The organism is Paenibacillus agilis, assembly GCF_007786455.1.
Taxonomy (GTDB): domain Bacteria; phylum Bacillota; class Bacilli; order Paenibacillales; family Paenibacillaceae; genus Paenibacillus_B; species Paenibacillus_B agilis.
This window is the reverse complement of record NZ_VNJK01000005.1, coordinates 224,354-233,549: the sequence shown is the minus strand read 5'-3', so window position 1 is coordinate 233,549 and position 9,196 is coordinate 224,354. Positions and strand designations below refer to the sequence as shown.

At 44.7% G+C, this 9,196-nt stretch carries 7 protein-coding genes, 2 rRNA genes, 1 pseudogene and 1 riboswitch; all 10 genes and pseudogenes read left to right on the top strand.

Going from position 1 to position 9,196, the window contains the following annotated elements:
- Window positions 1–115, top strand: a 23S ribosomal RNA gene (locus FPZ44_RS23650); the annotation flags it as partial.
- Window positions 116–260: 145 nt separating this feature from the next.
- A 5S ribosomal RNA gene (gene rrf / locus FPZ44_RS23645) occupies window positions 261–377 on the top strand.
- Window positions 378–595: 218 nt separating this feature from the next.
- Window positions 596–1,198: pseudogene (gene wrbA / locus FPZ44_RS26970) on the top strand (NAD(P)H:quinone oxidoreductase); the annotation flags it as partial.
- A gap of 577 nt (window positions 1,199–1,775) precedes the next feature.
- Entirely contained in the window at window positions 1,776–2,714 is a 939-nt protein-coding gene (locus FPZ44_RS23635) for a transglycosylase domain-containing protein (RefSeq protein ID WP_144994578.1), read from the top strand.
- Between the two features lie 222 nt (window positions 2,715–2,936).
- Window positions 2,937–3,218, top strand: a complete 282-nt coding sequence (locus tag FPZ44_RS23630; protein ID WP_418789208.1) for a DUF1294 domain-containing protein — start codon at window positions 2,937–2,939, stop codon at window positions 3,216–3,218.
- 104 nt (window positions 3,219–3,322) lie between these two features.
- The gene (locus tag FPZ44_RS23625) at window positions 3,323–3,766 is read left to right on the top strand and encodes a universal stress protein (RefSeq protein WP_144994574.1); all 444 of its coding nucleotides are present in this window, start codon (window positions 3,323–3,325) and stop codon (window positions 3,764–3,766) included.
- A gap of 261 nt (window positions 3,767–4,027) precedes the next feature.
- Window positions 4,028–4,128, top strand: a riboswitch (purine riboswitch).
- Window positions 4,129–4,526: 398 nt separating this feature from the next.
- Window positions 4,527–4,988, top strand: a complete 462-nt coding sequence (gene purE, locus FPZ44_RS23620) for a 5-(carboxyamino)imidazole ribonucleotide mutase (RefSeq protein ID WP_144994642.1) — start codon at window positions 4,527–4,529, stop codon at window positions 4,986–4,988.
- A 65-nt stretch (window positions 4,989–5,053) separates the two neighbouring features.
- Window positions 5,054–6,241 (top strand): 5-(carboxyamino)imidazole ribonucleotide synthase, encoded by a 1,188-nt coding sequence (purK, locus tag FPZ44_RS23615; RefSeq protein WP_144994640.1) that lies wholly within the window; start codon window positions 5,054–5,056, stop codon window positions 6,239–6,241.
- Window positions 6,238–7,539 (top strand): adenylosuccinate lyase, encoded by a 1,302-nt coding sequence (purB, locus tag FPZ44_RS23610; RefSeq protein WP_144994572.1) that lies wholly within the window; start codon window positions 6,238–6,240, stop codon window positions 7,537–7,539. The genes purK and purB overlap by 4 nt, the downstream gene beginning before the upstream one ends.
- A 317-nt stretch (window positions 7,540–7,856) precedes the next feature.
- Window positions 7,857–8,750, top strand: coding sequence for a phosphoribosylaminoimidazolesuccinocarboxamide synthase (locus tag FPZ44_RS23605; protein ID WP_261378512.1), 894 nt, complete (start codon window positions 7,857–7,859; stop codon window positions 8,748–8,750).
- Window positions 8,751–9,196: the final 446 nt, after the last annotated feature.

Sequence of the window (9,196 nt, the reverse complement as noted above, 5' to 3'; positions counted from 1 at the left end):
GATGAGATTTCCCAATTAGTAAGACCCCTTGAAGACGACGAGGTTGATAGGTTCGGGGTGGAAGCACAGTAATGTGTGGAGCTGACGAATACTAATAGGTCGAGGGCTTATCCTAATGAATATGAAGAAGCGTTTTAATCACTTTGCGGTCAGTTTTCAAGGTATAACCTTGTTTTAGGGAAGTAACATTCCTGAATCGATTTAGATGATGTGATATTTTGCTGTAGCAATGCAGGAAGATATACATCGCAAAAATCATGTTTGGTGACGATGGCGGAGGGGTTCCACGCGTACCCATCCCGAACACGAACGTTAAGTCCTCCAGCGCCAATGGTACTTGGACCGCAGGGTCCTGGGAGAGTAGGACGTCGCCAAGCAAAATAAGAAGTCCACTGACTGTAACAAGTCGGTGGGCTTTTTTGTTGTTTACGATAAATTAGCCAAGTTTTGTTGAATGTTTGTTACATTTTACGAAGTCTGTACTGGAATTCAAATGGATCGCATGAAACTCTTTGAAACTGGGGAAGCTTATGGACATGCTTTGATCATCACTTATATCGGTAATAAGCAAAGATTTTGGAAAGGACAAGGATAGATGTCGAACGTTAAGCTTGCTGTTATTTACTACAGTGCTACAGGTACGAACTATCAGTTGGCAGAGTGGGCGAAGGAAGGAGCGGAATCGGCTGGCGCAGAGGTGAAACTATTCAAAGTGCAGGAGCTAGCACCACAAGCAGCCATCGATGCGAACCCCGCCTGGAAAGCACATGTACAGTCAACGGAAAACGTTGCAGTTGTTCAGCTTACAGATTTGGAATGCGCGGATGCGATTATATTTAGTGTCCCGACTCGCTTTGGCAATGTAGCAGCTCCATTTAAGCAATTCCTCGATATGACCGGCGGATTGTGGTTCCAAGGCAAATTGATGAATAAAGTCGTGAGTGCGATGACGAGTGCGCAAAACCCGCACGGTGGTCAGGAAGCTACATTGAATAGCCTCTATACTTCTATGTATCACTGGGGTGCTATCGTCGCTGCACCAGGCTATACGGACCCTTCCGTATTTTTGGCAGGTGGTAATCCATACGGAGTGAGCGTCACCGTTGATCAAAATGGAAAGATGCAAGAGGATGTACAGCAAGCGGTGAAGCATCAAGCGAAGCGGACGGTTCAAATTGCTGCTTGGGTAACTCAAGGGTTACAGCTGGTACAGCAAGGCCAACAGGGTCAGCAGCAAACTAATCAACAGTCACAAGGGTCGGGGCAATCTCAGAGCCAGCAGCAAACTAATCAGCAGTCACAAGGGTCGGGCCAATCTCAGGGTCAGCAGCAAACTAGCCAGCAGCCGCAAGGCTCGGGGCAATCTCAGGGTCAGCAGCAAACTAGCCAGCAGCCGCAAGGCTCGGGGCAATCTCAGGGTCAGCAGCAAACTAATCAGCAGCCGCAAGGGTCGGGCCAATCTCAGGGTCAGCAGCAAACTAGCCAGCAGCCGCAAGGCTCGGGACAATCTCAGTCTCAGCAAGAGCAGCCACAGTTTCAAGGCCAACAGCATCTGCAATCCCAGCAGCAGCAACAGTTCCAGTCCTACTAATGGAATCGATTCATAAAGAATGAGCTTGGATCTAACAATAGATTCAAGCTTTTTATTTTCTGGTGTAGTTTGCAGCATGTAATATTTTAATCTTTCATAAATGTAAGATTACTGTTTGGTAAATCGATAGCACCAAATTCATAATTTGGATACAGTTATCGTATAGAAAGGAGGTCGCATGACAATGAACAATAAATATCACCACAAACGTAACGCTACGGTGCAAGCTACTGTGTTAATGCCGATGCGTCATACGAGTCGTATAGGTAACAGAAGCAAATTCGCTCAAGCAGGTATGAATGCTACAGAACAGCAAGATCGAGCGCAACATACTTCTGCCTCCAATAACCCAACTCAATGGAAGAAAGCTATTGCCGGCATGTTACTCGCTGCTATTCTGTTGCCGTTAGTGGGATGGTTCGCACTTGCGGGCCTCGGGAACGTATGGATAGATAATAAGCAGCTAAATACATTTTATACACAAATACAAGAAGCTTCGCATTTACCAAATGGTCAGCCGATCGTACGGACAATAGATATGCCTAGTTATGTGGCGGATACGCTGCTAGCGATTGAAGATCATCGTTATTTTTTGCATCCAGGTATTGATCCGGTTGGGATAGCTCGTTCTATATGGGTTGATCTTGTAAAAGGGAATAAAGCTCAAGGTGGTAGTACGGTGACGATGCAGCTTGCGCGTAACATGTTCCTTACTCATGAGAAGACATATATCCGTAAAATGAAAGAGATAGCGATATCGGCAAATCTGGAATTCCGCTATACGAAGCAAGAGTTAGTGGATATGTATATGAACAAAGTGTACTTCGGACATGGAAAGTATGGAATTGAGAGTGCAGCACGATTTTATTTTGGCAAAACAACGAAGAGGAATGGGGATATTCCAACGATTAATTTAGCAGAAACAGCAGTACTGGTTGGCCTTCTCAAAGCGCCAGAGCATTATTCTCCATTTAAAAATAAAGAGTTGGCAGAAAGGCGGCAAAGTATTGTGCTGCATCGTATGAATACCCTTGGTTGGATAACCAATATGGAGCTTGAGCAGGCACTCAACACGCCATTAATTTATGCTCAACACCCTGTTAAACAAAATAAGACGGCATAGAAGGCATGGTAATGAATTTGGCTGTAGTAGGTGTAGTAAAGGTATAAAGGTACAAAGTTAAACATCGGACGAATCAAAGTAAAGTAGTATGGAAAGCACAAGGGGTTCATCTAAGGTGGTTGAAGTCGCGGAGCATCATCTGCGGCTTTATTTTTTTGTGAACAAGTGTGAATTAACGGCGAAAGCTTGGTCGTGTCTTGTATAATAGAAATAGGGAGGGCGATGAAGAATATGACGATTATCGTATTTGTTTATATATGTATTTTGAATCTTGTTGGGTATGGGATGATGTCTAATGATAAGCGTCGCGCCACTCGCAATAAACGCCGTATTCCTGAACGTAATTTGTTCATGGTAGCATGGTTAGGCGGTGCATTAGGTGTGTTATCAGGGATGTACCACAAACGTCACAAGACACAGCATACGACGTTCACGGCAGGCATACCTTTTATATTGCTTGTAAATTTATTTGTATATGGTTTCGTCATTGTAAAGCTCGGGTAATTAGCCTTTAAGCAGAATATGCAGTGCATGTTGCTTTAGCTATGGATGAAAAGTGGCAAAGTGAGATGCATTCATATATACAAGCTAGCGGAGAGGTGAGAGCAATGGCATTCAAACGTATTTTAGTAGCGTATGACGGATCGAACCCTTCACAACTTGCACTTAGGCAAGGAATGGAACTTGTTCAAGCAGATGCAGAGGCTAGTCTCCATGTCGTGCATGTTTATCAACTACCGCAATATTTTCTTGGTGATGCATTTATGACAGGCTCCCCGAAGGTGAATCAAGAATTAGTTGAGTTTTCTACGAAGGTTGAGAACCGTGCACGGGAGGAAGTCGTATTTCTAGGTGGGAGAGCTATGGTAGAAACGGTTCAAGGACCGTTGGGACCATCTATTGTTGATTATGCCGAGAAGAACCAGATCGACTTGATTGTAATAGGTAGCAGGGGACTAAGTGGACTAAAAGAGTTCGTACTTGGAAGCGTCAGCCATCATGTCGTTCAGAGTGCAAAGTGTCCTGTCCTTGTTATTAAAGAAAAAGAATAAAGAATGAGCCAGTTTCTCCATATGCTTAATGTCTTTAGGTTAGGGCATGCAGCGTGTGTGAGGGACTGGTTCTTTTTTTGCTGGGATCACTGGCCATGAAAATGTAGAGATGACGATATGTAAACTAACATGTTACGTATAAAAAAAGCTAAATGGCGAACATTGAATCTAATTAACTTTTTAATGTTCGTATTATTGGTTGACACATACAAATGGTGATTGATAAACTAAGACTATCCTAAGAGATTGTCGAATAATTCAAAAGTTGCAACAAAAGATTCTCGTATAATTTCGTAAATATGGACGGAAGTTTCTACCTGAGGACCGTAAATCTTCGGACTACGAGAATGGCAGACGTTGTAGGGTGCTTATGCTGTGCGTCCTCTCATGTATGCAGACGAAAGATGGGCATGAGATATGCGAAGGTACGGTTATAGGCTCGCTGTGAGGCAGTTGCTGTCATTTCTTCGATAGGCGAAGGTTCAACGGGAGGATGTCCGTTGGGCTTTTTTGTGTCTTAGTTGAGCTTACTTAAGTCCGTCTTCATGATAAGACACTTCGTAAACTGCGTATTTTGTATTGATATATCAGTACATTCTTATAGCAAGCATCTCAACGAAAGCGGGTTGAATCGATGAGTAACGTGTCACAGCAGGAAGCATTACAGCAGCAACAGAATGGACAACAACAAGGATTAGAACAGGATGTACAACAGAAACAACATCATAGTAATCAAGAGCAGGCTCAAGTTGGTGTCATTATGGGAAGTACAAGTGACTGGAACACGATGAAGAAGGCATGTGACATGTTGGAAGAGCTAAACATTCCTTATGAAGCACGTGTTGTATCTGCTCATCGGACACCTGATGAAATGTTTCGCTATGCAGAGCAAGCAGAAGAGCGCGGCATTCGCGTTATTATTGCGGGAGCAGGAGGAGCTGCGCATCTGCCAGGAATGGTGGCTGCGAAGACGGTAGTTCCCGTAATTGGTGTGCCTGTGAAGTCTTCTACACTTAGCGGATGGGATTCCTTACTGTCCATCGTACAAATGCCAGCGGGTGTTCCTGTTGCGACAGTAGCGATCGGAGAGGCTGGAGCTGCGAATGCAGGTTTACTGGCGGCACAAATACTTGGTATTACAGATAAGCGGATCAGTGAACAATTGAAGCAACTTCGTGAACAGAAACGTGAGCAGGTCGTGGCGTCGGGAGTGCTGGCGTGATGACAATGGGTACACTGGAGATGAATGATAAATTGGAATCGGCCTCACAGGCTAATATTGTGGGTATGAATACGGGTGCACAGAGACAGGATGCAGAAAATGTACTGTTGCCTGGCTCTAAAATAGGTGTTTTGGGCGGCGGGCAGCTTGGTCGAATGCTTGCTTTGGAAGGTTTGCGTATGGGCTATACGTTTGTTACGCTTGATCCGGCTGACTCTCCGCCGTGTGCGGAGGCTGCGCAGCATATTCGAGCCGAATATAACGATCACGAAGCGGCAAAGCAGCTAGCAGCTAAGGCAGATGTCGTGACGTATGAATTCGAAAATGTTTCGCTGGAGATTGCGGAGCAGCTGGAGCGGGATGCGTATTTGCCGCAGGGGAGCCGCTTGCTGCATTTAACGCAGCATCGTCTGCGCGAAAAAGATGCCCTTACGGCGGCAGGTATTCCGGTTGCACCTTATGCTCAGGTGCAATCGTTGGAAGAGCTGAAACACCATCTTGAAGCGTTTGGCGGTCAAGGGGTGTTGAAGACGGCAACAGGCGGATATGATGGCAAAGGCCAACAGATGATTCGTACGGCGGATGCAGCTGAAGGAGCATATGAGGCTTTGGCTTCGCTTGGAACGGAGCTTGTACTGGAAGCGTATATACCATTTGAGAGAGAGTTGTCCGTGATTGCAGCCCGTAATCCGCGAGGAGAAATTGCTATCTTCCCGATTGCTGAAAACATTCACGTTGATCATATTTTACACTTATCTATTGTACCTGCACGTGTACCAGATAAGGTTATAGAAGAAGCGGAACGAATTGCACGGCAAGTTGCATCGTCACTCGAAGTAGTGGGGCTTATCGCTGTTGAATTATTTATGACCGCAGACGGCACGCTGCTTGTGAATGAATTAGCACCGCGTCCGCACAATTCAGGGCATTACACAATGGATGCGTGCCGCACATCGCAATTTGAGCAGCATATTCGTGCAATCTGCAATTTACCGTTAGGTGATCCGTCACTCGTGACACCAGTCGTCATGGTGAATTTGCTCGGAGAGCATGCTCAGGACATGTTACAATGGTTCAAGGTAGAAGATGCAGCAGCGCAATCACTTGGTGTTACGCCGAAATTGCATTGGTATGGCAAGACAGAAGCAATTGCCAAGCGTAAGATGGGACATATCAACGTATTGGCAGATGATATAGATGCAGCGCTGAACTGGGTGCAGCACAACAAGATGTGGAGGAATCAACAAAGATGATCGAACGTTATTCACGTCCCGAAATGCGGGCTATTTGGACAGAAGAGAACAAATTTAAAGCATGGTTGGAAGTAGAATTGTGTGCTTGTGAAGCATGGGCAGAACTAGGTGTAATTCCGAAAGAAGATACAAAAGTACTTCGTGAAAAAGCCAGCTTTGATATGGATCGTATTTATGAGATTGAAGCGGAGACTCGTCATGACGTAATCGCATTCACTCGTGCTGTGTCTGAGACATTGGGGCCTGAACGTAAATGGGTTCATTACGGTTTGACTTCTACAGACGTTGTAGATACAGCGCTTGGCTATTTGTTGAAGCAAGCAAATGAAATACTAGAACGGGACATTGTGAACTTTATTGAGATTTTGAAAAATAAAGCTCTTGAATATAAAGATACACCGATGATGGGGCGTACACATGGTGTTCATGCTGAGCCGACAACTTTTGGCTTGAAAATGGCTCTTTGGTACACAGAGATGCAGCGTAACCTTGAGCGTTTCCGTCATGCGGCAGACAGCGTACAGTTCGGTAAAATGTCTGGTGCGGTAGGTACGTATGCGAACATTGATCCATTCGTAGAGAAGTTTGTATGTGAGAAGTTAGGCACGAAAGCTGCTCCAATCTCCACTCAGACGCTTCAGCGTGACCGCCATGCCGAATATATGGCGACGTTGGCGCTTATTGCGACTTCATTGGATAAGTTTGCAACGGAAATTCGTGCTTTGCAAAAGAGTGAGTTCCGTGAGGTAGAAGAGGCATTTGCTAAAGGTCAAAAAGGCTCTTCCGCTATGCCGCACAAGCGTAATCCAATCGGCTGTGAGAACATTTCTGGCTTGTCCCGTGTTATTCGTGGTCACATGGTGTCTGCTTATGAGAACGTTCCGCTCTGGCATGAGCGCGATATTTCGCACAGTTCAGTTGAGCGTGTTATTTTGCCAGACGCAACGATGCTGCTTAACTATATGTTGAACCGCTTTATGAATATCGTGAAGAACTTAACGGTGTTCCCTGACAACATGAAGCGCAATATGCAGCGTACGTTTGGAGTGCCATTCTCCGGCCGCGTGATGACAAAGCTGATCGATAAAGGTTGGAACCGCGAGCAAGCTTATGATACCGTGCAGCCGCGTGCCATGCAGGCGTGGGAGGAACAGCGCAGCTTCAAAGACATCATCGAACAAACTGCTGAGATTACAGAAGTATTGTCTGCTGAAGAGATCGAAGATGCATTCAATCCAGCTTGGCATTTGAAAAATGTAGATACAATCTTCCGTCAAGTAGGCTTGCTTAACGAATAGTGCTGGGTTAGAAATAGTGAATTGTGAATTTGTGAATTTCGCCTAGTTAAAATAGAACGTACGCTACTAATTGCTTGCTGTAATAGAGCAGAATCATATGGAAGAGATAAAGGTGTCTGCGATTGCAGTCAAGTTCTAACTATTGTTACTGAATGCAAAGTGCTTGACTGCAACAGCAATCAGAAATATGATGTGCTCAGATGACAAATTAGCAATTGCAATGTACAGCATTTTATAACATGCTGTTGTGCATGTAGGCGTAGGTTATTGTAACGGAGCAAGTCTATAGAAGCATACGCTCAGGGAGGATGTGTATTGTGCAAACGACCGCCGTAATATCTACCGCAGTGGATCTAGTGAAAGCCCCGCTTATTTACAAAGGCAAAGTACGTGAACTGTACGATTTGGGGGAGAACTTTCTCATCGTAGTGACAGACCGCATATCTGCATTTGACTATGTATTGGAGCCTGCTGTTCCTGAGAAAGGGAATGTGCTCAACCGGCTAAGTGCATTTTGGTTCGAGAAGACGAAGTCCATCATTGGCAATCATGTTGTTCATAGCGACGTAGATCGTCTAGGCGATATCCTTGTAGATAAGGAGCAATTGCGCGATCGAATCATGGTTACGAAAAAGGCAGATCGAATTGATATTGAGTGTGTCGTACGAGGATACATAACTGGCGGAGGATGGCGGCAGTACGCACAAACACAAGCGGTGAATGGTATCGGGCTTCCAGCTGGATTGCGGAAGAACGAACGTTTTCCGGACCCGATTTTTACACCAGCAGCCAAAAATGACATCGGTCACGATGAAGATATTTCGTATGAGGAAATGCAGCTGCGGGTTGGCGCAGAGCTGGCTGAAATGCTGCGGGACAAGAGTATCGCTCTTTACGAATATGCACGTGATTATTGCGAGGCTCGTGGCATTGTGCTGGTCGATTGCAAGTTTGAATTTGGCATCGTTGATGGTGAAGTCATCTTGATTGATGAAATATTTACACCGGATTGCTCACGCTTCTGGGCGCAAGATAAAGTGGAGCTGGATATTGAAATCGACAGTATGGATAAGGAGCCTGTACGCACGTACTTGGCTAATTCCGGCTGGGATCAAAACAGCCGACCTAATCCGCTGCCAGAAGAAGTTATTGCGGAAACGAGTCTTCGTTACGTAGACATCCGTACGAGATTGATGGGTGACAATAAGTAACGTAAACATCCTTTTAGGCAATCTATTTGTAGCAAATTATAATTTATGTTTATTAACTATAACCTGTAATTACAGATCTCCTTTCTTAGAATCGTATAGGTGAACAAGTTCATTTTTGGCTATGGCTATTCGTTATTTCGTTGGTGAAGACGATATCGAATAACAGCGGAATAGTTAGGTAAATGGACTTATTTATCTGATAGAGAGGAGGTCTGTTTTTTGTGTTTATGATCAAAATAGAGGATTGACAGAAAATAATGGTATCGTTATGCTAGTTATGCAATCGTTTTCATAAAGAGGATAGTCAGAATAGGATGATGTGAACTAGCATGATCATGCACCTATGATGGGGTACTAGTAATGCATTACTATGCATATATGATCATGTACTTTATTTTTGTGGACAGAAAGTATAAGGTCAGGATTCATGTGCTTATCGTATTTTT